The 21386-nt window shown below is 54.6% G+C and carries 27 protein-coding genes; 6 read left to right on the top strand and 21 right to left on the bottom strand.

Annotation, left to right across the window (positions count from 1 at the left end; all coding sequences use genetic code 11):
* Positions 1-9 precede the first annotated feature (9 nt).
* From IEW18_RS03675 to IEW18_RS03615, 13 genes are all read right to left on the bottom strand, one after another.
* Positions 10-453: a hypothetical protein gene (locus IEW18_RS03675; protein ID WP_188556475.1), complete on the bottom strand. Its 444-nt coding sequence runs from the start codon at positions 451-453 to the stop codon at positions 10-12.
* The gene (locus tag IEW18_RS03670; RefSeq protein WP_188556474.1) at positions 453-1457 is read right to left on the bottom strand and encodes a hypothetical protein; all 1005 of its coding nucleotides are present in this window, start codon (positions 1455-1457) and stop codon (positions 453-455) included. Before IEW18_RS03670 ends, IEW18_RS03675 begins: the two co-directional genes overlap by 1 nt.
* Complete coding sequence (locus tag IEW18_RS03665) at positions 1454-2044, bottom strand: DUF6046 domain-containing protein (protein ID WP_188556473.1); 591 nt, start codon at positions 2042-2044, stop codon at positions 1454-1456. Before IEW18_RS03665 ends, IEW18_RS03670 begins: the two co-directional genes overlap by 4 nt.
* Positions 2041-3993: a phage tail tape measure protein gene (locus IEW18_RS03660; protein ID WP_188556472.1), complete on the bottom strand. Its 1953-nt coding sequence runs from the start codon at positions 3991-3993 to the stop codon at positions 2041-2043. Before IEW18_RS03660 ends, IEW18_RS03665 begins: the two co-directional genes overlap by 4 nt.
* A 246-nt stretch (positions 3994-4239) precedes the next feature.
* Positions 4240-4623, bottom strand: a complete 384-nt coding sequence (locus IEW18_RS03655; RefSeq protein WP_188556471.1) for a hypothetical protein — start codon at positions 4621-4623, stop codon at positions 4240-4242.
* Positions 4624-4706: 83 nt separating this feature from the next.
* On the bottom strand, positions 4707-5147 hold the full coding sequence (locus IEW18_RS03650) for a hypothetical protein (RefSeq protein WP_188556470.1): 441 nt from the start codon (positions 5145-5147) through the stop codon (positions 4707-4709).
* 2 nt (positions 5148-5149) lie between these two features.
* A complete protein-coding gene (locus IEW18_RS03645) occupies positions 5150-6394 on the bottom strand; it encodes a DUF2586 family protein (RefSeq protein WP_262891879.1) in 1245 nt (414 codons plus the stop codon).
* A complete protein-coding gene (locus IEW18_RS03640) occupies positions 6394-7053 on the bottom strand; it encodes a hypothetical protein (protein WP_188556468.1) in 660 nt (219 codons plus the stop codon). The genes IEW18_RS03645 and IEW18_RS03640 overlap by 1 nt, the downstream gene beginning before the upstream one ends.
* Positions 7050-7592 (bottom strand): hypothetical protein, encoded by a 543-nt coding sequence (locus tag IEW18_RS03635; RefSeq protein ID WP_188556467.1) that lies wholly within the window; start codon positions 7590-7592, stop codon positions 7050-7052. The genes IEW18_RS03640 and IEW18_RS03635 overlap by 4 nt, the downstream gene beginning before the upstream one ends.
* A 2-nt stretch (positions 7593-7594) precedes the next feature.
* The gene (locus tag IEW18_RS03630; RefSeq protein WP_229728578.1) at positions 7595-8176 is read right to left on the bottom strand and encodes a CHAP domain-containing protein; all 582 of its coding nucleotides are present in this window, start codon (positions 8174-8176) and stop codon (positions 7595-7597) included.
* Positions 8104-8604, bottom strand: a complete 501-nt coding sequence (locus IEW18_RS03625) for a hypothetical protein (RefSeq protein ID WP_188556466.1) — start codon at positions 8602-8604, stop codon at positions 8104-8106. Before IEW18_RS03625 ends, IEW18_RS03630 begins: the two co-directional genes overlap by 73 nt.
* A gap of 41 nt (positions 8605-8645) precedes the next feature.
* Positions 8646-9737, bottom strand: coding sequence for a phage capsid protein (locus IEW18_RS03620; protein WP_188556465.1), 1092 nt, complete (start codon positions 9735-9737; stop codon positions 8646-8648).
* An 84-nt stretch (positions 9738-9821) separates the two neighbouring features.
* The gene (locus IEW18_RS03615) at positions 9822-10829 is read right to left on the bottom strand and encodes a hypothetical protein (RefSeq protein WP_188556464.1); all 1008 of its coding nucleotides are present in this window, start codon (positions 10827-10829) and stop codon (positions 9822-9824) included.
* Positions 10830-11012: 183 nt separating this feature from the next.
* On the opposite strand from IEW18_RS03615, the gene IEW18_RS03610 reads away from it, so the two are divergent.
* The 6 genes from IEW18_RS03610 to IEW18_RS03585 all read left to right on the top strand — a co-directional run bounded on the left by IEW18_RS03610 (position 11013) and on the right by IEW18_RS03585 (position 17134).
* A complete protein-coding gene (locus IEW18_RS03610; RefSeq protein ID WP_188556463.1) occupies positions 11013-11465 on the top strand; it encodes a phage terminase small subunit-related protein in 453 nt (150 codons plus the stop codon).
* 129 nt (positions 11466-11594) lie between these two features.
* Positions 11595-13169, top strand: a complete 1575-nt coding sequence (locus IEW18_RS03605) for a hypothetical protein (protein ID WP_188556462.1) — start codon at positions 11595-11597, stop codon at positions 13167-13169.
* Positions 13170-13171: 2 nt separating this feature from the next.
* Positions 13172-13693, top strand: coding sequence for a phage protein Gp36 family protein (locus IEW18_RS03600; RefSeq protein WP_188556461.1), 522 nt, complete (start codon positions 13172-13174; stop codon positions 13691-13693).
* A 2-nt stretch (positions 13694-13695) separates the two neighbouring features.
* Complete coding sequence (locus IEW18_RS03595) at positions 13696-15849, top strand: phage portal protein family protein (RefSeq protein WP_188556460.1); 2154 nt, start codon at positions 13696-13698, stop codon at positions 15847-15849.
* The gene (locus IEW18_RS03590) at positions 15842-16384 is read left to right on the top strand and encodes a phage virion morphogenesis family protein (protein ID WP_188556459.1); all 543 of its coding nucleotides are present in this window, start codon (positions 15842-15844) and stop codon (positions 16382-16384) included. The genes IEW18_RS03595 and IEW18_RS03590 overlap by 8 nt, the downstream gene beginning before the upstream one ends.
* Positions 16385-16660: 276 nt before the next feature.
* The gene (locus tag IEW18_RS03585) at positions 16661-17134 is read left to right on the top strand and encodes a hypothetical protein (RefSeq protein ID WP_188556458.1); all 474 of its coding nucleotides are present in this window, start codon (positions 16661-16663) and stop codon (positions 17132-17134) included.
* 328 nt (positions 17135-17462) lie between these two features.
* On the opposite strand, the gene IEW18_RS03580 is transcribed toward IEW18_RS03585, so the two are convergent.
* The 8 genes from IEW18_RS03580 to IEW18_RS03545 form a co-directional block, all read right to left on the bottom strand.
* Positions 17463-17786 (bottom strand): hypothetical protein, encoded by a 324-nt coding sequence (locus IEW18_RS03580; RefSeq protein WP_188556457.1) that lies wholly within the window; start codon positions 17784-17786, stop codon positions 17463-17465.
* 94 nt (positions 17787-17880) lie between these two features.
* Positions 17881-18333, bottom strand: coding sequence for an FxLYD domain-containing protein (locus tag IEW18_RS03575; protein WP_188556456.1), 453 nt, complete (start codon positions 18331-18333; stop codon positions 17881-17883).
* Between the two features lie 130 nt (positions 18334-18463).
* Positions 18464-19054 carry a hypothetical protein gene (locus IEW18_RS03570; protein WP_188556455.1) on the bottom strand — a complete coding sequence of 197 codons (591 nt, stop codon included), beginning with the start codon at positions 19052-19054 and terminating at the stop codon, positions 18464-18466.
* Positions 19035-19208: a hypothetical protein gene (locus tag IEW18_RS03565; RefSeq protein WP_188556454.1), complete on the bottom strand. Its 174-nt coding sequence runs from the start codon at positions 19206-19208 to the stop codon at positions 19035-19037. The genes IEW18_RS03570 and IEW18_RS03565 overlap by 20 nt, the downstream gene beginning before the upstream one ends.
* The gene (locus IEW18_RS03560; protein ID WP_188556453.1) at positions 19205-19630 is read right to left on the bottom strand and encodes a phage protein GemA/Gp16 family protein; all 426 of its coding nucleotides are present in this window, start codon (positions 19628-19630) and stop codon (positions 19205-19207) included. Before IEW18_RS03560 ends, IEW18_RS03565 begins: the two co-directional genes overlap by 4 nt.
* A 268-nt stretch (positions 19631-19898) precedes the next feature.
* The gene (locus tag IEW18_RS03555) at positions 19899-20216 is read right to left on the bottom strand and encodes a hypothetical protein (protein ID WP_188556452.1); all 318 of its coding nucleotides are present in this window, start codon (positions 20214-20216) and stop codon (positions 19899-19901) included.
* 221 nt (positions 20217-20437) lie between these two features.
* Positions 20438-20866: a host-nuclease inhibitor Gam family protein gene (locus IEW18_RS03550; RefSeq protein WP_188556451.1), complete on the bottom strand. Its 429-nt coding sequence runs from the start codon at positions 20864-20866 to the stop codon at positions 20438-20440.
* Between the two features lie 144 nt (positions 20867-21010).
* Positions 21011-21376 carry a hypothetical protein gene (locus IEW18_RS03545; RefSeq protein ID WP_188556450.1) on the bottom strand — a complete coding sequence of 122 codons (366 nt, stop codon included), beginning with the start codon at positions 21374-21376 and terminating at the stop codon, positions 21011-21013.
* Positions 21377-21386: the final 10 nt, after the last annotated feature.

The following is a 21386-nucleotide window of genomic DNA, read 5'->3' as shown; positions in this document are numbered from 1 at the left end:
CTAGTGGCATCAGTCGAGAAATAAGAGGTCCAAACGTTCTTTGATTGCCGTGAACTCGGGGGCGTTGACCAGCTGAATGGTTGGCCCGTTGTTGGTGGTAAAGACCTGGTTCAACACGGCGTCCAGGAAGTCCGACAGAATAGCCTTCAGGCTCTCTTTCTGGTTGCGGATGCTGTAGGCTTCCACCTCAGAGTATTGCACCACCAGGCCCGTGTGGTCATCAAGCATTAGCACCGTGACCGTGCTGCCTACCGCTGGCCAGATGGTGAAGCCGTTCTGCTCATCATCCACCACAGACCGCAGCCGGACGCTTACCAGGGGTGCCCCTTCATCATCGGGGTCCACGTCGCAGGTGCGTTCTGCTTGGTCTACTTCAGTGACCTTCCCCGTTACCACCATAGCAGCCAGGTCACCTAGGACCAGCTGCTTCAGCATCGAGACTATATTTTCCATCAGTAGGAGCTGCGTTTACCTAGCGTGACCGTCCGGCGAAACCCGGACGGTCCAAAACTTGTCTTCACCAAATCCACCAGGTAGCGGCCATTCCGTTGGGGGTGCTTCTCATCCAGCAGGTCCACTACTCCCGAGTGCAGCACGTAGGGCACCCCGAAGCCGGTAAAGTCGCCCCGGTAGCCATCGTACTTGAACTTGTCCAGCTGCGCCTGAGCAAGCTTCTTCAGTTCGGCCTTATCCTTGGTTTCGGTGCGCAGGGTAATGGTGCGTTCCTCACCATCTACATCCCCGGCGTCCGTGGTAGTCTTTTTGCCGTTGGCGTGCATGGCCACCACCTTCGCTTTGATTCGCACGTCTTCTTTGCGCTGGTAGCTCAGGCTGTCTTCCACGATGTTCTGTTGGAAGCTGTAGAGAGCTTCAGCACCTTCCACGGTGCTAGAGCTGGTGAACTCCGTGTAGGTCAGCCCCACGAAGAGCCGCCCGCCCCGGAAGTAGGCACACAGGCCGGGGTAATCTTCCTTCAGCTTCTTCAGCACCCCGGCCACGGTAGTACGGTCGGCGCGGAAGCTGTCAATACCCATGCTCGGGATGGACGGACTGAGTAGAGCAGCGGGCACCAGGTCAACCAACAGTTTCCGCAGGTTGGTCTTTTTCCAGGTGCGGTTCACGGCGGTGCGCTTCAGGTGGAAGTATTCATCTTCCAGCCGGACTTCAAAGGGGATGGTCAGTTTGATTTCTGCCACATAGCCTTTGAACTCCGTGCGCAGCTGGCCATCGTAGCCCAGCTGTACTTCCACGGGGTCACCTACTTTCACCAGGTCTTCTACCCGCTGCACTTGGGCAGCGCTGTCATCCCCATCGGGGGGCAGCACCTTCACGAAGCCATACAGCTTCAGCGTTGCCGTATCCCCTAGATTCTTCCAGCTGCTTTCTGATTCGTAGCCGGAAATCTTGGTGTACACCAGCTCCCCGATTTTCACCCGACAAGTAAGAAGCAAGCTCATTTTTTGCGGAGTAGTTTGGCCAGGGATGATTCGTCCGAAGACGCCGAGATTTGATAGGCGAAGTGGTCTGAAGCGCCTGCTATAGCCGGGAATTCAATATTCTCAATGACCAGGGACGAAATGTTGAAGTAGGTCAGCAGCTGACATTTCACTTCCAGCTGACGGTTGCGGCGGTAGAGCATGACCAGGCGGCGCAGCCACTCTTCCGGGTAGTCCTGAGGAACCAGGCTACTGGCCACGGCCTGCGCCCGGTTCCCTTCTTTGACTGCGTAGCCCTGAATCTTGATTTGCCAGTCATCAGCACCAATAATTTCCTTCACCGTGAAGTCCCCGCCAGCTACTACCGTTTTCACGATGTTCTTTGAGCTGGTTACAGTAATCAGCGGTTCGTTGGGTAGCATCACTTCGTCCAGCTGCATGGCGAAGAATCGGGGCGTTCCCAGGTCGGACGCGGAAGGTGCTCTGAATTCAGCAGCCTGGTTTACCCGCTCGGGACCAGGCACCGCTGGAAAAGGAAGGTTGGTCACCAGGGAGCCGAGTTGAAAGCGGCTGACCTTGAAATCGGGGGCTTTGGTTACTTCGCTCATACTCCCGTTCCTTGGCTTACTCCGTTGACTACTCGGGTCAGGGCTTCTTCCAACTGCGACACCATATCACTAGCACCTTCCTTCATATTGGTGGTGTAGATGTTGATGCTGTCTTGGAACTTGCCAATGGTGATGTTGATGGTAGTAGGCTTACTGCCCCCACTGGCCACCTTATCCACCGAGGCTTTCACGCCCTTGTTCGCGGCCCCGCCTATGGCCTGGTTGTTACCTGAGCTGAAGGGGTCTTCGGCCTTGCCAGCTACAATCAGCTTGCTGTCAATGGCCACTTCCCCCATCTTCCCCATCCCGAGGTAAGGGGCAATCATGTTCCAGATGGCCTTGAACTTGCCCACCAGCCCCTGAATGAAGCCAGTAATGCGGTCCCACAGACCACGGAACCACTGTTCTACTGCGGGGAAGAGTTTGAAAATCCCTTGCACCATCAGGTAAAAGGGGTTCATCTGAATAAAGAACTTACCCATGTTCAGCAGCCACACCTTCAGCGTGTCCCAATGCCGGATAATGAGGTACACCGCAGCACCCACGGCCAACAGCCCGGCTATGATGAGCCCGATGGGGTTAGCACTCATGGCCACGTTCAGCGCCCACTGTGCCGCCGTGGCTGACACCAGCCCCAGGGCGTAATGAGCTACAGCCAGGATACCACCGCTCACCATCAGCCCCACGTTGCGGGCCATGCTCAGGGCGCTAGCCCCTTGCGCAAACACGAACTTCCAGACCGCGCCACCGGCCACCATGAAGCCGTTTCCTAGCAGGGTCATCAGCGGAATCGTCTGCGACACCATAACCGCTACCTGACCACCCATCTGAAGGTAGGGCAGGTAGGGCTGGGTAGCCTTGAAGAGCGCAATACCCAGGTTTTCCCACATGGCCTTCATGCGCTCCATCCGGCCCGCATGAGTGTTCATGATAATGTTGGCCGAATCCACCGCAGCATTGGTCCCGGTCATCTTCGTCTGGAAGTCAGCCATAGCACCAGTGCCACGCAGCAGGATGTTGGCGGCGTTCTGGTTTTCCATGCCGAAAAGCTTTGACACCAGAGCACTATCCGACTGAATTTTCTTCAGCTCAGTCAGACGCTGCCCAAGGGTCAGGCTTTTATCCGTCAGCACGTTGATGTTGACGCCAGCGGCCTTCAGTTCCGTCTGAACATCTTTTGGCAGGAAGCGACCTTCCCCAAGTTTGGAAATCACGTTCCGCAGGGCCGTACCAGCTTCGGCACCCTTCAGGCCACCCGTAGCCAGCACCTGGATAGCGGCGTTGGCTTCAATGAAACCAACCTTCGCCCCACTGGCTGCTACACCAGCAACCCGCAGGGCGTCCGAAATCTGAGGCACTTCAGCAGCCCCGGCGTTGGCCCCAGCTGCCATCACGTTCATGGCCGTGGTCATGGCCTTGGCGGCGGTCTGCGGGTTCGTCAGGTCAACGTTGAACTGCTGAAGGGAAGTAGTCAATGCCTTGGTAGCACCTATAGCGTCCCCATCCATGCTTTTGGAAAGGATGGCCACGCTGGTGGTCATGCTGTCCATTGCGGCCTGGTCTTTGGCCATCTGCGGGCCTAGTTCGCCCAGGATGCTTTTGGCACTGGTCAGGTAGCCAGTAACCGGCCCGCCGAAGACGCTAGCCATGCGCCGGGCGGATTCGCCCATGCTGTCGAGGCCCGCCCCGGTCACACCAGTCAGGGCCGAAACTTCCGCTAGGGTCTGTTCAAAGCGCACACCTGGCTCAATGGCGCTTTCCAGGGTGTTCACGGCATTCTGAATACCCTGAGCAGCCTGGTTGGCCACGGCCATCCCCACGAACGTGGCTTTGGCGGTGGCCTTCACCTTGTCGAACATACCCGACATCTTTTCCCCCTTTTGCAGAATTCCCTGCATCGGGCCGGAAACCTTATCGACTAGGTTCAATATCCACTGGTAGCTTTTCATCAGTTGGAATGTCGAGGGATGAAAAAGGGGCAGCCGCACGTTGGCTGCTGCCCCTTTTCTATGATGGTTCCTGGTTGCTTTCCGCCTCTTTCTGACGAATCCAGATGAGGTCAGCGTATTGCTCTGCCCATTCTTCGTCCGACAGGGCGTCTACCTCGCTCTGTGGCATTCGGTAGTAGTAGCGGAGCTGAGCGTCAACCAGCCGGAGGAAGCTGGTGCTATCCGTGACCTTGGCTTCCTCCTCAATTAGTTTTTTAGGGTAGCCGACTTGCTAGTGATGATTTCGTCCACCTTGCCAGCCAGGGCGAAATACAGCTCTACATCCTGGTCCGTTTCGTCCACGAAGTTCAGCTGCGTGTTCTTCATGATGGTTTCCTGATAGACCGACACATCACGGGTTTTCGTCAGGGCAGCAGTAGCAGCGGATACCAGTTGGCGGGTGGGCTGTTTGAAGTAGACCAACTTGCCATCTACTTCAAAGCACTTGACCTTCCCGTGCTTCCTGCGCCACTCTTCTATTTGGGCTTCCGTGGGATTGCCGTTTGCATCCACGTTCGCATCCGTGTAGGAAGCGTACTGGCTGCCAGTTGAATCCGTGCCTTGAACCGCGCTATTGTTTAAAGTACCCATGCGTTTGAAGAGGTTTTGAAAGAGAGTTGCCACCGCAGTGGCTTTACCTGGTTATTTTGAAGGATTAGCCGTTCAAAGGGCTTTTAATCAGCCTGAAGCTCAATGTGTGAGCAGGTGAAGGGCACCGTGACCGTCATGTTCAGGTCACCTTGCTTGCTGGCCTTTTCCCACTCCAGCGTCAGCACGGAATGAATGATGTCCTTTACCATCAGGTTGGCATCATCCAGGTACTGCACGATGATGGGGAAAGGCGGTAGGCTGGTGGGTGTTTTACCAGCTGCCTTAGCTGCCCGCACGATAGATTCAAACTCGCTCTGAAGCATCGTGATGGAACCGTTGGATTCTTCCTGGCCATTGGCGTAGGCCACCGGCTTGTCACCTACAGCGTAGATGAATTTTCGGTCCCGCTTGGCCCCGTACTTGATTTCGGTAATGCCCGTAACAGGGCGTCCCAGGAAGGCGAACTGGATGTCTGCCCAGCCGAATTCCTTCCCGTTGATGGTTGGGTACTTAGTCTCTGCCATCGTTATGCTGCGGTGTTAAAAGGGTTGTTGTATTCCACCGTGGCTTCAATCTGCTCAGCGGTACCCCGAGGCACCACGCGCACCAGTGCTTTGATTTTCGAGGCAGACAGCACGTTCTGCTTGGGGTCCACGTACACCGTCACAGCTGAGATATTTTCACCCATCTGCTCTTCAATGGCGGTCTTCAGCGTCTGCTGGAATCGTGATACCTCAATAGCTGGCAGGTAGCCCGTGGCGCGGTCAATCAGCACATCATCCAGCAGTTCTTCCAGATAGATGGTCCGGGCAATGCGGGCGGCTTTCTTGATGGTGCGACTGAGCTTCAGGTAAGCGTAGTCATTAGTTTTGGCTACACAGGTCGCATCGTTGTTGTAGAAGAACCCATCCTTCCCGGCGTGAATCAGGGGAAAGATGTACCCCTTGCCATCCAGGATGGAGAGGTCACCACCCTTCCCGTCACTCAGGGAAGTCACCAGCGTACTACCGCTCAGGCTGGCCTGCGTGATGCCTTCCAGCGCCCCCGACTTCACGCGGCCAATGCTGCGCTGGACGGGCATGGCCGAAAGACGCCCGAGCACCTTACCTACCTGAGCAAACTTGTTGGCCAGCGTCAGGCCAGCGGCAACCAGGTCATTCACCCGCAGCTGGTCCCGGCCAATGGTCACGGCTACGCTCGGGGCGTTCAGGGTCCGCAGGTCGGTGGCGTTGGTGGCAGTGCCCGTAAACAGGCGTCCTTCCAACACGATGTCCAGGGGGCGAAAGGCGTCAAACTCCGCATTTGCAAACGTCTGAGCCAACGGAATAGCGGCCAACAGGTCAGCCGTGATACCTGCGCCCCCGGCCACTTCCGCAGCAGCGGGGTTCAGCGCCACGCCCAACAGGCGCACTACCCCTTTCTCTTCCTTCAGCTTCGTCTGAAGCGAGGTGTAGGCCGCATTGCCAGGGCTGAAGAGCTGAGCCATCGTAGTGGCGTTGGGCACCAGCAGCACCCGCAGGGCAGCACCGTCACCAGCTTCCACGAAGTAGTCTTTGATGTGCTCATACACCAGGGCGTTGGCAGCCAGGTCAGCTTCAGCCGTAGCCCCGGCCAACTCAGCGCCCCGCAGGCTATACAGCAGGGCTTCCGTCAGCTGGTAACCAGCAGGTGCCCCAATGACCAGCAAGGCCAGGCCATCCGGGTTGTCCACTTCACGGGCTAGGTTCCCGTTGCCCAACAGGACATTAACATTTGGTCTTTCCGAAAGCATTATTCAGCGGCTTTGGTGGAAGCTTTGGGTTTCGTGCTTTTAGCAGCCTTGGGGGCTACCGGGGTCTTTTTGGGGGCCGTAGTGCGGGTCTTCTTGGGGGCCGGGGCAGCTTCAGCAGGGGCAGTGGTGGCAGCTGCTACTTCAGCCTGAGCAGGCGCGGCTTCCGTCGAGGCCGGGGCCTCAGCTGGTGTAGCGAAGTAGCCAGGAATCAGCACCGCTTCAGCCACCAGGGCAGCCAGGCCAGGCTGTTCATCCAGCTCAGGCAGGTCCACCGTCAGTTCCAGGGTTTCAGGCACGCCAGCCAGCATTTCCGTCAGCACCGTTTCAACCGTTTCGCCGTTGGCGACTCGGGATAGGTGCTTCACTAGGAAGCCAGACAAGTCATCTACATGACCTAGCGTGTGGACGCTCAGGTTTTTGATGTTGATGTTCATGGCCCGGCTGGTCACGGCCACCGCTACGGCTTCAGCGGCACGGGGCACCTTCACCAGTTCGGCCCCATTGGCGTCAGCACCAGCCTGAGCGTATCCCGCATTTTCGGGGCGGTAGAACACCCCGTCATGGGTGGATGCCAACAGGTAATCCACATCAGGATTACTTGTGAAATAATCCGCAGCCAGTTCCTTCAGCTGGTCATGCGTGTAATGGTTTTTCTTCATTTGAAAAGCCGGAACGGCGTGAAAAATTGGAGGTAAAGCCACAAGGCCAGCAGCGCGAAGGCCAGGATGGTGAAGCCAATACAGAACTTCAGGAAGCCAGTCAGGGGAGCTTTCACCGGCACCACTTCACGCACCTGGCTAGTGTGGCTGCGGGTTAGCTCTGTATCCGTCACGGGCACCTGCGTGAGAAATGGCACCCGTACCGCTGTGGCTGTGACCAGCCCAAAAGCATCCACTGACAGGGCTAGCAGGCCGTGGGCACTGCGGGTATAGATGGTCACTGGCTTGATACCGCCGGTAGTTTCATCGAACACCAGGCGGGTGCTCAGGCTAGAGCTGTCACCAGGAACCGCTACATCCGCCATCCGCTGCACTTGGCGCAGGGTGGTGGAATCGGTTATGATAGATTGGTTGGTTCCTAGTCTGGTGGCGGCGCAGCTGGCCAGCGCCACCACCAGGACCACTACCGAATACACCTTCAGCACCCATATGAAAGGGCTGCGGTTGGCTTCAATGGTGCGGATGATGGTTCGGTACATGGTCAAGACTTAGGAATCCAGGAACTCACTATGGAAATCTGACTGCGGAGGCGGCGCATTCTGTGGACGCCATCACCTTCCCGGTTTACCCCGCTACCCCCGCCTGTATTCCCTTCCACCGTGACCACGAAGTTTTCTCCCCACTGGTCAATGAATCCGATGTGGCCGATGCGGCCTAGGTTGGCGTAGTAGTAGCCTGCGCAGTCACCTTGTTGGGGCTCCCTTACCTGCGGTGCGCCACGGCGGTAAATCACTTTGGAAGCCGGGAACCAGTTGCGGGCGGCACCCGCCCCAGCTGGACCCTTCAACCCGAGCTTTTTGAAGCACCAGTTGACAAAAGCGGCGCACCACGGCTGCCCTTGGCGGTTGCCCGAGCTGGCCAGATACTGCTTTACTTCCGGCCCGCAGTTGTTACAGCCTTTTTCACTCACACCCACCTGGCTGTTGTAGACCTGCGCCAACGCGGCGCGAGTAGTGGTGGGCTGCTTAACTACACTGGTGGTATCTGCGGCTAGTGCGTCAGGTTGACACAGAGATAAACAAAGGCAGATACTAGCCAGAGTGATACGATAACCTTTTGCCATTCCGTAAGTCGATAGAAGGCCCGTACAAAGTGCTTCTTCAGGAAGCGGTCAACCACCGGCCAATATTTCCGCAGAAGCAGGCGGGAGAAACACCAGATGGCCACCGCGCGAATGCCTGCCAGTAGCAGGGTCTGGAACACGCCCACATCCATCAGCGCCGGTTCGGCTCCTGTGATACCATCACCAGGTTCCACTTCCTTGGCGAAGTAGGGGTAGGCAAACCAGAGGGTCAGCCCCACAATGATGATTGCCGACCCACCCCACCGGCACCCTAGATGTTTGAGCAGGCGGCGGACCTTTGTGGTGCTGCCTGTAGTGTGCTTTTCATGGAGGGCCATCCCCCCCAAAATGGCCCCCACCAGGAGCAGGCCAGCAATCAAAATTGCGAGTGTCATTGAATGACTGTCTGAACGTTCAAAACCGTTCAAACGCCCGGCAACTAGGGCAGCCGGGCGTTTGAAACCACTACCTAGGCTACCCGCTTTTCAACCAGGGCAACCACGCCACGCTGGTCAGAGCGAACGATGCGGCCACCGGCCCGCACCAGGGCAGACATAACGTCGCCGTAGTAGGTGGGCGAAGCGTTGTCTTCAAAAATGTCGATGCCGCCGTTCGTGCGGGTGCCTACCGCTTTGCGCACATACATGGGATGCCAGAAGATGATGGACTGGCCATCAGAAGCAGCCGGGGCAGCGGCTAAATCTTTGGGGGCACCAGCTGAGGTATAAAGAACCCCCGTGCTGCGGGTCATAATATCGAAACCGAACACCCGGCCCAACACACCTTCCTTCAGGGCACCCTGACCGAAGATGTTAGCCGACACGAATTCAGGAATCAGCATCAAGTCCATAGCCAGGTCAGCAGGCACCAGCGCCACGCGGCCTTCACGCGGTACATCCTGACGGTCCAGGATGCGGGCGGCGTTAGCGAAGTCTTCTTTCGCCACCTTCAGGCGCTGGCCTACCTGAGTGCCCAGGAAAGGGTCACGGGCAGCCCCCGAGGTGTAGAGAATGTTGGCAGCAGCCGTAGGAGCCCAGTTGAAGAGCATACCACCAGCTACCGAAGTCTTCAGCTGGTTGTAGTGGTTGAACATGATGGACACCCGCTTCTGATAGCTGGCCTCAATCTGTTCAGTAATCGTTACGTGGGAAGGGTCCGTGGTGTACTCGTCAATGGTGTACTGAGTATCCACATCCGTGCGCCGTGTAGCTTGTGCGGGGAACACCGAACGGTTTTTCTGGACACTAGGCGTACCCCCAGCTTCAGCAGCGTGAACGATACGACCAGTCAGACCTTCCGAATCATCAATGGCTTTATTGATGAATGAGCTATCAGGAAATACGTTTTCTGACATATCAGTCAGCCAGATTTCCTTTTGGATAGCCATGAAGGCCAGGCCCGTTTGGGCATTGGCCGGTTGAGCGGGCAACAGGCAGCCCACGGCGAACAAACCCGAGCCTACGGCAATACCAGCATTTACCCCGAAGATTGGAGTGACTACTACAGCCAGCAAAAACGCCATCAGAACGTTGTAAGCGAGGTTTTTAAGATTCAATTTCATGTAAGAAACGTGTCGTTGGAGACAGATTATAGATTGATTTTTGGACACAAATGGCCCGGTTTCGCAGAGTACTGAAGTAGGCGTTTAGCCCTTCAGGTCGTAGTAGTTCTTGTAGATTTGAGCGTGAGCATCGGGCTTTTCGTGCTTCAGCTTCAGCCAGTTGGTTGGGTCTTCACGCTCCCACTTGCGGGCGTCCCAATCAGCCCGAAGGGTCAAGAGCTTGTCCAGCGGGCTTTGGGCCGCATTAGGGTCAACAGGTTTGTTTTGCTCTTCCACCTGCTGCACCACGTCAGTCAGGCGCAGCTGGTCTTTGGGCGGTGTAGCTTGACCATTAGCGGCGCTGGCTACCTTGCTCATGTCGAGCAAATCCAGGGCGGCGGTGGGGTCCAGGGATGCCAGGCGCAGGAAGGAATCTTTTTTGTCCGGCGTTACCAGATTGGCTTTCAAAGCCAGGTCCGTGACGATTTTGGCCGTGTTGGCGTTGGCGTCATTCTGGATTTTGTTGATAGCCGCCACCACGTCCATTTCTGAGGTGCCAGCTGCCAGCTTCAGCGTAGATAAAATCTGCTGCATTTTGGGAGCTTGTTGGGGTTTGAGATTGGTGAATTGAAGTGCGAGCTTTTCAGCTATGGCGGTGGGTTCCTCAGGTAGCCACAGGCCATCAGCCAGTCGTAAGCGCAAAGCGCCATCATTGCCGGGGATGTCGCAGATGCTGATTTCCTTCAGTTTGGTTTTGGTAGCCGTGGGCAGCATTTGGCCTTCCAAAAGCAGGTCGGGAGCATCTGAGCACTCTTTCACTTCCAGGAGCGGAGAGCAGGCCCGCAGGAAGCCACGGTCCACCTTGCCTTTGATGAGCAGGGCGAATTCATCTTCCTCATCGAAGAGCGGTTCCCCGGTCAGGACCGGCCCTTCTTTCCGCAGGTTGATGAAGTTTCCAATGACTGCGCAGACCTGTTTTCCGTCCCGTTCGTGCATGTAGAGCATCACGGGGTTGCGCTCATACTGCGCTATGTCAATGCCTGCGGTCATTACCCGCACCCCGTAGCAGTTGACCACCCGTTCATCGGAGATTACAAAGCGTTTGTTAGCCATTCATAGGGTTGGATTTTTGGGTTGTGTTGGTGAACCAGAGCCCAATACTACCACCACCCTCAGGCCCCTGTAAAGCCCTCATTTTCATGGCGAGGGGTGAATTACCTCGTCATGAAAATGAGGGGTGGACGCCCGCTACCGGCCAAGCTTTCTTTGCTGTGAACCTCACACTACTAGAAGCCTATGGCCATTGATACAAAGGGAAAAAAGGAGTATGCCTTAACCCTGTATTTGTATTCCGGCAAGACACAACAGGAAATAGCCCTGCGTGTCGGGGTAAGCGAAAACACGCTTACCACCTGGAAGAAAGAAGGGGAATGGGACACCATCAAAGGCGCCCTAACTGCCACCAAACCGCAGTTGATAAAGGACTTTTATCAACAGATTACCCTTATCCAGCAGGGCGCGAAGAATACCGATGGAACGCCCCGAGCAATGGACCTGAAGGAGACGCAGGCGGTGCGGCTCATCACGAAGGCCATTGCGGAACTGGATAAGACCCTGAGCCTGGATGTGTATGTCCAAGTCATGGAAGAATTCGTGCGCTGGCTTTATGAAGCCAAGCCTGATGCTGCACAGGAGTTCTTACCCTGGCTGGACCGCTTCATGAAACAGAAGTTCGGAGAGCTAGGCTAACCAATCCACCCCAAACCGTTCAAAAGGCGTTCAAACGGCCCCACAATCAACGCGCACCTGCTAGCAGGTGTCAGCGGAAGCATTGCAGCCCCGTGAAGCGCCTGAGAGCCCTAAAAATGATTCTCAGAAATGGCAAGCGGAAGCAAGCTTTTCAAAAAGACCAAAGACCCCCGGCAACGGTGGGACGCCCTGGTGCTGCGGGTAAGCAGCGCCACGGCTGCTGAGCGGGAACAACTCGGGGAAAAGGAAGCTCGCATCCAGCGGGCGCTGGTGGACTATGATTACTTCGTCACCACCTACTTCCCGCACTACACGAAGGACAAGCTAGGCAAGACCACCAGCTGCGCCCCGTTCCACGTCCAGGCCGCCAACGCGGTGAAGGCTGACCCCGAGTTCACGGGGATGTGGGCCTGGTTCCGGGGTTCGGCCAAATCTACCCACGCAGACATCTTCCTACCCTTGTGGCTGAAGATTCAGCGCCCCATCCGTCAGCTGAACGTGATGCTGCTGATTGGCAAGAATGCCAAAACCGCAACCCGTTTGCTTCAGGATGTCCAGGTAGAGCTACAGCACAACGAACTATACATCCGGGACTTTGGGCCGCAGCTGAAGGAAGGCAGCTGGGAGCAAGGTGAATTCCAGACGCAGGATGGATGCGCGTTCGTAGCCCTAGGCATGGGGCAGCCGCCCCGTGGTACGCGCTTCGGTGCCCAGCGCCCGGATTATATTGTCTGTGATGACCTGGATGATGACAAGCTGAAGAAGAACCAGGGCCGCATCACGGAAATCGTGGAATGGCTACACAGGGCGGTAATTCCCACGATGGACGGGGGAATCATGCGGTTCCTGTTTGTCAACAACCTCATTGCGAAGAAAGGGCTGATGGCCCGCCTGATTGCGGAACATCCTGACTGGTACTTCCTGCGGGTTGATGCCCTGGACAGGAACGGAAACCCGACGTGGGACCGGCACACGAAAGAGCACTTTGAACGGCTCCGAAAGAAGATTAAGCACAAGGCTTTTGAATCGGAGTACATGAATAACCCGCAGGAAGATGGCGGGGTGTTCCTATTGGAGCAAATCAAATGGAAGTCGCTGCTGAGTGATTTGGCCCAATATGATGCGCTGGTCATGTACGGGGATATGTCCTACAGCACCAGCGAAAAGGCGGACTACACCAGTATCCCGATGTGGGCGAAGAAAGGGCACCAGTTCTTCAAAGTGAAGGTGTACCACCGGCAACGGGAAACCCCCTCGAAGGCCGTGAAATGGTGGTTTGACTTCTACCTGAAGCTACCCATGAAGGTGCGGTCAAAGCTGAAATGCTACGTCGAGGCTAACGCTACTCAAAAGGAGTTGCTGCGCCCCATCATCAACCGCGAAGCCAGGAAACGGGGCGTTGCCAACTTCATCAAGTTCGACACCAGCAAGAAGGGGGACAAAGATGACCGCATTGGCAGTATGACTACCCAATACGAAAACGGGGATGTCTTCTACAATGCTGCTGAGCAGAGTGACCCCGATATGCTGGCCAGCATTGAGCAACTGACCGGCTGGACGGAAGGCGGTGGCCAGGGAATGCACGATGACGGGCCGGATGCGGATGAATCAGCCTGGCGCAAGCTGGAAAAAATTGGAAAGCGAAGTGGGCGCGAGGAAGTGCCCACCGGAAGTTTCACTAAAAACACCTCTCGGGGTTTCTAATCATGAGTTTTATTACCCTAGCTGACTACAAAAGCCAAATTAGCTTACGCGACCTGGAAGCCTTAACGGCTCTGGAAGAAGAATTCCCCACTGAGCCTACTACAGTAGAAGTGGTGTTGGTTGATGACGAAGATGACCCTGAGCCAGCTACTGAGCCCGCCCCAGCGCCTGAACTGAGCATCCGGGAAACGGCTGAATCCAACGCTATGGAAGAGGTGGCCAGCTACCTGCGCGGGCGCTTTGATATGGATGCTGCCTATGCCATGATTGGTCAGGCCCGCAATAAGCAGCTGGTGTCGATAGTGGTAGACGTGGCCTTATGGAACCTGTCTCCTAAGGTGGCTTTTGCCAATGTGTCCGAAGTGCGGCAAATCCGCTACGAAGCGGCCATCAAGTGGCTGAAGCTGGCAGAGCAGGGCAAGAGCAACCCCAGCCTTCCCCGCTATGCCCTAGACCCTGAGAGGCCGCAGGCCCACCGCCGTTTCCGCTATGGTTCTGAACCCGTCCGCAGTCAATCCTTCTAATCATGGAGCTTAAACTATTCGGTAAAACCGTCACCATTGGCAAGCCTGCTACAGCACCAGCTGCGCCCGCTACCACACCGCAGAAGCGGAAAGGTGGTGGGCAACAGGGGCGTCTGATTGATGAGCTGGATGAGGTGGTTTCACGGCACAAAGCCAAAGCAGAAATGGACGTGTGGACGCGGGCTGAGGACCGAGCCCTGTCGCCTATCCTGCCCCGTCGTGACCAGTTGGTAGCCATCTATAAGCAGATTGACCGGGATGGCTACCTGACCGGCCAAATCCAGACCCTCAAAAACAAGGTGCTTTCTGAAGGCTTTGCCATTGTCAATAAGAAGTCCGGCAAGGAAATGGATGAGGTGCTGGAAAAGTTTCAGCGGCCTTGGTTCCATGACTTCATGGATAAATACCTGGACACGGACTTCCACGGCCATACTCTGCTGAACTTCGACTACCCCGAAGAGCAGGGGGAACACGCAGGCGAATTCACTAGGCTGGATTTGATACCCCGTGAAAACGTGTGCCCGGAAGCAGGTGAGGTGCTGATACGCCCCACAGATGCTTCCGGTATTCCGTTCCGCAATACGGATGCTCCCTACGCTAAGCTACTGCTGGAAATAGCCCTGAAAGACTCCTTTGGCCGCTACCACTTGGGCATCCTGAATAAAGCGGCCCCGGAAGTTATCTGGAAGCGGTACACCCGTACCGATTGGTCCCGTCGCTCAGAGAAGTTTGGGATGCCTATGGTGGGGCTGAAGACGGACGCTACTGAGCAGTGGGAAATCAACCAGAAAGAAAAAGCACTCGCCAACATGGGTTCCAATGGCTGGATGCTCATGGAAGAGAATGAGGAAATGGTATTTCATGAGGCATCCGCCAACCAGGATGGGCGGATGTACAGCAGCCTAAAGGATGCGTGTAATGATGAAATAGCTTTCCTGATTACCGGCCAAACCATGACCAGCCAGGACGGCGCTAGCAAGTCCCAGGGGGAGGTTCATGAGCGGGTTCAGGAGCACTACGTACAATCCCGCTTGCGGTCCTTGTCGTACTTTATCAACTATGACCTGTTCCCTTTCCTGAAGATGTGGGGCTACCAGCTGGATGGGCTGGAATTCAAGTGGCGGCGGTTACTGGATGAAGAGGCTGCCAAGAAAAAGGCCGCTGAAGCACCGGCTGCGCCTGAGCAGGATGAAGAGGACGGACCTGAGCAGGACACGCCACCTGCCCCGCCCAAAGGCAAGCCTGGACAAAATACCCCTGCCAAGCCTGGCAAACAGCAACTAACAACGCCAAATTTTACTAAGCCCGTGGCGCTGGCCAGCGCCACGGGCGTACTGAAGTTGGCTGACACCGACAAGGACAACCCAAAGCTGCGGAAGCTATTTGATGAGGTAGTCCAGAAGCTACACACCGAACGGCCAAAGCTGCGGAAGATGATGCGTAGCCCTGAATTTCGGGCTATGATGCGCGAAACGGGTAGCCAGCTGACTGAAGCAGTAGAAGAAGGCTATGGTCAGCAGTTGCCTCAGTTGGAGTACGGCTCCCCTGACGCCGTGCTACTCGGGAAGCTGACCACCCACCTGTACATTTTCAGCGCCAACAAGAGCTATAAGCTGCTGACGGAACTGAACGCCCTACTGGTGGATGGTGGCCAGGTCAGTGCTTTCCCCTCGTTCAAGAAAGAGGCTCTGAAGCTGCATGAAGACTATAATATCCAGTGGCTGAAAACGGAGTATGACACCGCCGTGGCTACGGGGCAGATGGCCGCCAAATGGGTGGGATTCCAGGAAAACAAGGACAAATATTTCCTGAAGTACACTACCTCAGGAGATGACCGGGTTAGACCAGCTCATGCTGAGTGGGACGGTATCACGCTACCCGTAGACCATCCGTTCTGGAATAACCACTACCCGCCCTGTGGCTGGAAGTGTCGGTGCAACGTCCATCGGGTGCCCCGCACCGGGCGCACGGCCACCGATGAAGCTACCCTGGCCACTCTCACCACGAAGCCACCGGAGTTCGGCCACAACGCAGGCAAAACAGGGGTGGTGTTTCCCGAAAGCCATCAATACTATGACATCCCCGAGGGCGTGAAGCCGCTGCTGCGGCGCATGGCAGTAGAAGACGCCCCCAAACCAAAGAAGCGCAATGGCTGATTTGATAAAGGATATGCGGATAATGGCCGGTCAGCTGAATGACTTCATGAAGGAGTTGCCCCAGCTGGCCGGCGCGGAAGTGGTGGATTCTATTCAAGACAACTTCCGCACGGAATCTTTCTTTGGCACCCCGTGGGCTCCCCGAGTAGTCCAAAAGGGCAACGATGGCAAAGCTATCCTGGTGCAATCGGGGCGGCTGCGCCGGTCCTTCCAGGTCAAAACGTTGGGCCTGGTCATTACCATCTTCACAGATGTTCCCTACGCTCAGATTCATAACGAGGGGGGCACCATCCAGGGCACAGCAGAGGTGGAAGCTTATACCCGCCACCAGTACGAAATGAATGAGGTTTCCACGCCAGGTGCCAAGAAGGAAAAATGGAAAAAAGAAAAGGTAGGCACCAGCCAGGTCAGAGCACATACCCGCCAAATCAACCTGGAAATCCCACAAAGGCAATTCATGGGGGAACACCCAAAATTAGATTTAAGGATTAAAGCTTTGATTGAAGCTGGCCTAGATAATATATTTGATAGTTAATGCTTTCTCCAAATAATACATGGCCCGCGACTTAACGTTACTCACTGACAGGAATAAAGAAATAATGGCGGCTTTCAATAAACTAAAGTGTGAGGAACAGATAGTCCCCTATCGAGGCAAGCGCATAGCCATCCACCTTTCTTACAATCAGATTATGACCATTCTAAGCAACACGTACTTCCTGAGCCGGAAGCGCCTGGAATTCATTATCACACAGTCTACCCCTAAGATGGCTCCCATCAATGCTTCAGCTTCACCCGTTACCGCAGCCGCAGCATGATAGAAGTATACACCACCATTGAAGCCAAGCTGAAGCAGGTTATTCCAGGTGTCAAGGATGTAGAACGCTTCTTCAACCAGTTGGCTATGGCAGCGCAGGGCACCGGCTACAGCATTAACTTCCCGGCCTGCTACTATGAGCTAGTGGGCGTCCGTACTGCTACCCGTAGCAGAGGCATCCAGGATTGTGAAGGCATCCTGCGTATCCGTCACTGTGACCAGGCGTTGGTGGTGTCGCAGCTCAGGACGCCGAAGATGGAGCAAGCCAGCTACCACGGCCTGTCAGGCTTCAGGGGCGGACCACTGATGACCGGCCTGGAACGGGTAGCGCTCTACCCGGACAGCAACTACAGAGGGGTGGAAGTTATCATCAGTGAGTATCAGATAAAGTGGATGGACAGCACCCTACTGAATAAGACTACGGCGCAGGCCAGCGGCATAGAAGTCAGTTCTGAGGTTAGCGCCAACTAAAAAAGGCCACCCGGTTGGGTGGCCTTTTTTAGTTAGAGAGTTGCTACTTGCCACTTATAGAATTCATCGTACTTACGAGGGAAAAGCTTTGTCACTTCTGCTAGAAATTTGGTGTCTTCTGCTAAAGTGCTGCCATTTCCTACCATCAGCACAATTACTATATCAGGACTGGCTAGCTGAATTTCCCTTCCCAACCTTAGCATTTCTTCGGAAGCAAGGCTATATCCATCACTGTTAAAGCCAACTGACTTAATGTATCGGACGGTTTTTCCTTTGTGGACTACATCCCTGAATTCGTACTGCATGTCTTCTTCTTTTTTATCATCAACTACAATTTAGAATCCTTTCTAAGCTGGCGGGCATCTTTCACAAAATCCTTAGTCCACTCAGAAGCCTTCTGCTGTTCAACAGCAGGGTCATAAATACCTGCATGAGAACACACCCCTATACCTGAATTAGAACCTTCAAACTCAGCCTGAACGGTATAGTCAGGCCAAACACCTGTACCCTTATCAATCAACTCTAGCACCATCTTTTCACCGCTTCCATTGTGGGCAGTTAACAAAATGTAAGTGTCCTGGTGAGTGACTTTGACTTTCCATCCCTCGTCAACTAACGGGGTAAGGCCTGTAATAAACTCTTGAATCAACATGATTTGTGGTTATATAATGGAGTTACAACTTACAACTAAAAAAGGCCACCCAATTGGGTGGCCTTTTTATGGCAAATAAATGTGCAAAAATCCTCTAGTCTAGTACGTTCCCCATTTCGACTTCATAGCTATCGGCGTTTTCGATACCCATGCTCATGATGTCGATAGTCTTTGTGGCACCAGCTGCTATGTTAGCAGCGTTGCCCATACCCGTACCTACGATGTTCTTCCCTTTATCGTAATACACACCCTTCAGGTCAGCATATTGAATTAAGTGGTCTGTGTTGTTGCGCACTTTTACGTGAATAGTGCGAGCAAATTCGTTAGCGGTCTCGCTGGTCTTCAGGATTTCCAAGTCCGGCTTTTCTTCGGCAGCAGGGGCTTCAGTAACAGGCTCACCAGCACCTTCGCCCGCACTCGGGGAAATAGCAGATGCGTTGGCCATACCGGCACCAGCTTTGCCATCTTTCTTTGGGTCGGGTAGCAACAGGCCCAAAACGAATAAGCCTAGGATGATACCACCAACAATTTTGAAGAGCTTCTTCATACGCAAAATGGGTTTAGAGTAAATAAAGCCGTCAATATTACGAAAAAGGCCGACAGCTATGACCTTTAAAAGTGTCATTTCGGAGCCTTTATAGGCTCCGAAATGGACAAAAAATCAACCTATAAAGTGACTATCTGGACAAGTTAGGGGCTTCTTTCCAGGTCTGAAGCTTCCCATCATACACCCATCCATTGTCCCTCAGGTGGCGCTTATACTCCACCAGACGTTCACCAGAAAGGGAGTTGTAGAAGTCCCGGTCATAGCCTGCGGGAAAGCGTTCTTTGATGTTGCGGCCATTCTTCAGGATGTCCCGAGTGGTGTTGATGCGGGCTATGTAGTTGCGGATGCTATAGTCCAGCAAGCCGGTTTCAAAGAAGACCGTCAGTAGCTCCTGGCTGACCGGCACCGTGCGGATGTTGCTGGCTTCCGTCTGCGTTGGCTGGTAGGTCACCTTCCGGTAGTCTTTAAAGGCCGCGCAAAACAGCTTTATCTTATCCTTTACTGTGCGCTCGGGAATGGGCACTACTACCATGCTACCCCAATCCGTTACCTGTAGTGCGTTTTCCACCGGGGGAAGTATCATCAGCAGGTAGGAAACCTGTTCAGGGGTAGGCTGCGCATCTGCCAGGTCTAGGGCTTGCAGCTTGCCCAGGCGGTAGCTCACGTAGATGGCCCCGCCCGCAATCTTCTTTGAGGTCAGTTTATAGATGGCCGTTTTCATTGTCAATGCTGATGTTGCACCGTGCGACTATACCGCGCAGAAAGGCTTCATTCTGCTGATTCAAAAAATCCTTAACCTGAGCTGTGCTATCAAAGTCAGCAAAGAGGTTACCCGAATCAGCTTTAAGGATGGTTTTGATGAGTTGCTTTTTCATTTCTGTAGCTCCTGAAGGTGTTTTTTGTGGACGATTTTGAATTGGGAAACCAGCTTCGTTAGCTGGTCATGGTTGTAGTCATTGAGCACTTTCTTCCCGAAGCCTTTTGATTGACACCAAGCGTTCACACGGGCCATATCCACTTTACCATTATCCAGTTCCCACTGCATTTCGTGGGCCAGGCTCAGGATTTTGCGGCGCATTTTGTCGCTGGCTTCTTCCTCTTCAGGGGTAGGCAGTGCGCCCGAGGATTGCCGTTCCAGGTACTTGATGAGGCTGTCCGCTTCTGTGTAGTGAAGGTCTTTACTGCTCTCCGAACCTTTGCCGCTGAAGCTGGCTACCAGCTCCTTTTTCACGTCCATCAAGTCCAGGTCATTCAGAAGCTTATGCAGATACTTGTTCTGCCAGGGTTTGATAAGCATTATAGAATCTCAGCTAAAGAGTTATTGCGGATGTAGCCCACTTTCCAGCACTCAGCGCCATAGATGGCCTGGCAGTGCTCTACTATGTTGCCCCGAGACAAGCCCGGATTACCCCGAAATTCAAGCCGTATTGGGCCGAACTGGATTAGTGGGCATAGTCCCACTGGATGAATTGTGACGCTGTAGCAGTGCATCAGAGTGGATGTTAAATCGGTTGTTGCCCCTGGCATGGGAGTCGAACCCATGCTGCGACCATCCAGGTGGGGAGTTAGGAATTAGAGCTGCTGGCAGCAGCTGCCCGCTGGTCATAATTCTGTAGTGCTGCCAAAGCCACAGCCGCTACCTCCACCAGTTCTTTGCGGTATTTGTCGCTGAATTCTTCACCTCGGAAGTACACTTCGCATACCTCATGTGAGACTTCGCCCACCTCTTCGTCCAGAATGATTTTCCACTCAAAAGGTGGGCGGTTTTGCGGGCCGAACTTATTATCCTGCCTTACCCGCTCTAGCAACACCTCTTGAATGATTTCCTTATGTGCTTCAGCCTGTTCATATATGGCCTGAGCTTGTGAAAGACTTAATTCCATTGGTCTATTTTTTATCGTTTCTCTATCTGGCCAGCGTTCAGCAGTGCTTCCTGTGGTTCACCAGGTACTAGCACCTTCTTTCCGCGCTTCCACCTTGTTACCATCCGCTCAACCATGCACCAGTAGAAATTGGGGAAGCTGTCGTGGGGCCGGTCTACTACTACATTGCTATCAGCATACAGCCCGCGAATCACACGTACCTTCTGGCCTTTCTCCATCAGTTACTTTTTTGGTGTGATGAAGAAGTTGTCCGGCTGCTTTATCGAAATGCCAAGCTTCAGCAACTGGCTGGCAACGTTTGGGAAGGCAGGCAGGGCACCAATGAGCGTTCTGGCGTCAACGCTTTCCGTGATGGCCTCAGGCAGCCCCTTCTTCACAATGCCTAGGTACTTCTTCTGAATATCAGCTGGTGCATCTAGGGGAAAGCTGATGGCTTTAGCCCCGAGTTTGAAGCCCAGGACGCCACCTTCCATCTTCAGCGTCTTCTGGCCTTTGAATTCCTCAGGGTTGTCTGTAGCCCACTTATTCAGCTTCACCTTCAGGTCAGCCATTTCATCAGTCAGAGGCTTGATGGTGGCTTCGTAGGCGTCCTTTGCTTCCACCAGCTGCGCGGCCAACTCAGCATAGCGGTCCATCTGTTTTTCGGCCACCTTCCTGGAACCGGAAGCTTTGGCCGTGCGGGTGGTCGGGGTTTGGGCAGTAGTTGCCATAGGTTTTGAATGGGGTTTAAATGGTGAAATGCGTACTCTGTAGCGCCTGGCCGGGGAGTCGAACCCCGGCGCTGACCATCCAGGCTATGCAGCTTTGCGGGCTGTCTTGATGATTTCGTTGATGATTTCCCGGTCAGGGTATTTGGTCATCTTCAGCGGGTCGTGGTAGGCCACGTACAGTTCCCTGAATTCCTCCTGCTCATGAATGAAGTGGGTGGTGTCGGGGCTGACGCTGTGGGTCATCACCCCCGTGTTCAGCACCTTTATCCGACTGCTCAGGGCGGCGTCCCTACTTGCCCACTGTGCCAGCCACCACGTCTTGAACTCGGGGGAAGAGGCTATGGCATTGCGGTAGCTACCATCCCCGTATTCCTTGCAGAGCCACGCCACCATGTTTTCCATCCGCAGCCAAGTCAGCCAATCCAGGTCTACCCCGAGTAGTAGCAGCATCCGGCGTTCC

The organism is Hymenobacter glacieicola (assembly GCF_014640315.1).
Lineage (GTDB): Bacteria > Bacteroidota > Bacteroidia > Cytophagales > Hymenobacteraceae > Hymenobacter > Hymenobacter glacieicola.
This window is presented reverse-complemented; position numbering and strand designations above follow the sequence as displayed.

What these genes read in the sequence shown, in the direction of transcription:
- IEW18_RS03615 (WP_188556464.1), bottom strand. Translation starts at nt 10,829, where the DNA reads ATGGCTAACAAACGCTTTGTAATCTCCGATGAACGGGTGGTCAACTGC.
- IEW18_RS03655 (WP_188556471.1), bottom strand. Translation starts at nt 4,623, where the DNA reads ATGGGTACTTTAAACAATAGCGCGGTTCAAGGCACGGATTCAACTGGC.
- IEW18_RS03610 (WP_188556463.1), top strand. Translation starts at nt 11,013, where the DNA reads ATGGCCATTGATACAAAGGGAAAAAAGGAGTATGCCTTAACCCTGTAT.
- IEW18_RS03565 (WP_188556454.1), bottom strand. Translation starts at nt 19,208, where the DNA reads ATGAAAAAGCAACTCATCAAAACCATCCTTAAAGCTGATTCGGGTAAC.
- IEW18_RS03590 (WP_188556459.1), top strand. Translation starts at nt 15,842, where the DNA reads ATGGCTGATTTGATAAAGGATATGCGGATAATGGCCGGTCAGCTGAAT.
- IEW18_RS03600 (WP_188556461.1), top strand. Translation starts at nt 13,172, where the DNA reads ATGAGTTTTATTACCCTAGCTGACTACAAAAGCCAAATTAGCTTACGC.
- IEW18_RS03660 (WP_188556472.1), bottom strand. Translation starts at nt 3,993, where the DNA reads ATGAAAAGCTACCAGTGGATATTGAACCTAGTCGATAAGGTTTCCGGC.
- IEW18_RS03585 (WP_188556458.1), top strand. Translation starts at nt 16,661, where the DNA reads ATGATAGAAGTATACACCACCATTGAAGCCAAGCTGAAGCAGGTTATT.
- IEW18_RS03650 (WP_188556470.1), bottom strand. Translation starts at nt 5,147, where the DNA reads ATGGCAGAGACTAAGTACCCAACCATCAACGGGAAGGAATTCGGCTGG.
- IEW18_RS03645 (WP_262891879.1), bottom strand. Translation starts at nt 6,394, where the DNA reads ATGCTTTCGGAAAGACCAAATGTTAATGTCCTGTTGGGCAACGGGAAC.
- IEW18_RS03555 (WP_188556452.1), bottom strand. Translation starts at nt 20,216, where the DNA reads ATGGAATTAAGTCTTTCACAAGCTCAGGCCATATATGAACAGGCTGAA.
- IEW18_RS03670 (WP_188556474.1), bottom strand. Translation starts at nt 1,457, where the DNA reads ATGAGCTTGCTTCTTACTTGTCGGGTGAAAATCGGGGAGCTGGTGTAC.
- IEW18_RS03620 (WP_188556465.1), bottom strand. Translation starts at nt 9,737, where the DNA reads ATGAAATTGAATCTTAAAAACCTCGCTTACAACGTTCTGATGGCGTTT.
- IEW18_RS03640 (WP_188556468.1), bottom strand. Translation starts at nt 7,053, where the DNA reads ATGAAGAAAAACCATTACACGCATGACCAGCTGAAGGAACTGGCTGCG.
- IEW18_RS03665 (WP_188556473.1), bottom strand. Translation starts at nt 2,044, where the DNA reads ATGAGCGAAGTAACCAAAGCCCCCGATTTCAAGGTCAGCCGCTTTCAA.
- IEW18_RS03545 (WP_188556450.1), bottom strand. Translation starts at nt 21,376, where the DNA reads ATGCTGCTACTACTCGGGGTAGACCTGGATTGGCTGACTTGGCTGCGG.
- IEW18_RS03595 (WP_188556460.1), top strand. Translation starts at nt 13,696, where the DNA reads ATGGAGCTTAAACTATTCGGTAAAACCGTCACCATTGGCAAGCCTGCT.
- IEW18_RS03575 (WP_188556456.1), bottom strand. Translation starts at nt 18,333, where the DNA reads ATGAAGAAGCTCTTCAAAATTGTTGGTGGTATCATCCTAGGCTTATTC.
- IEW18_RS03580 (WP_188556457.1), bottom strand. Translation starts at nt 17,786, where the DNA reads ATGTTGATTCAAGAGTTTATTACAGGCCTTACCCCGTTAGTTGACGAG.
- IEW18_RS03570 (WP_188556455.1), bottom strand. Translation starts at nt 19,054, where the DNA reads ATGAAAACGGCCATCTATAAACTGACCTCAAAGAAGATTGCGGGCGGG.
- IEW18_RS03605 (WP_188556462.1), top strand. Translation starts at nt 11,595, where the DNA reads ATGGCAAGCGGAAGCAAGCTTTTCAAAAAGACCAAAGACCCCCGGCAA.
- IEW18_RS03560 (WP_188556453.1), bottom strand. Translation starts at nt 19,630, where the DNA reads ATGCTTATCAAACCCTGGCAGAACAAGTATCTGCATAAGCTTCTGAAT.
- IEW18_RS03630 (WP_229728578.1), bottom strand. Translation starts at nt 8,176, where the DNA reads ATGGCAAAAGGTTATCGTATCACTCTGGCTAGTATCTGCCTTTGTTTA.
- IEW18_RS03635 (WP_188556467.1), bottom strand. Translation starts at nt 7,592, where the DNA reads ATGTACCGAACCATCATCCGCACCATTGAAGCCAACCGCAGCCCTTTC.
- IEW18_RS03675 (WP_188556475.1), bottom strand. Translation starts at nt 453, where the DNA reads ATGGAAAATATAGTCTCGATGCTGAAGCAGCTGGTCCTAGGTGACCTG.